Source organism: Mesorhizobium sp. M8A.F.Ca.ET.207.01.1.1 (assembly GCF_004794715.1).
Taxonomy (GTDB): domain Bacteria; phylum Pseudomonadota; class Alphaproteobacteria; order Rhizobiales; family Rhizobiaceae; genus Mesorhizobium.
In genome coordinates this window covers 1-328 of sequence record NZ_SRUS01000335.1, presented here as the reverse complement: position 1 = coordinate 328, position 328 = coordinate 1, and the positions used below count along the sequence as shown (strand labels likewise).

1 protein-coding gene is annotated in these 328 nt (G+C 71.0%); it reads left to right on the top strand.

What is annotated here, in order from left to right:
* Positions 1 to 14: 14 nt before the first annotated feature.
* Positions 15 to 328, top strand: a 314-nt coding sequence (locus EN850_RS34805) for a UvrD-helicase domain-containing protein (protein WP_246689328.1), incomplete at its 3' end; no start/stop codon positions are given.

The following is a 328-nucleotide window of genomic DNA, read 5'->3' as shown; positions in this document are numbered from 1 at the left end:
ATGACGGGCAGCGGCTGGCGGTGGTGCATGGCGACGGCAAGGTGGCGGCGCCGCTGCTGGTGATCGCCGGCGCCGGCTCCGGCAAGACCAACACGCTGGCGCATCGCGTCGCCCATCTCATCGTCAAGGGCGCCGATCCGCGCCGCATCCTGCTGATGACGTTTTCACGCCGTGCCGCGGCCGAGATGGCCAAGCGCGTCGAGCGCATCGCCGGCGAGGTGCTTGGCCGCGACGCCGCCATCATCGCCGATGCGCTCTCCTGGGCCGGCAGCTTCCACGGCATCGGCGAGAGGCTGCTGCGCGACTATGCCGAGCAGATCGGGCTCGA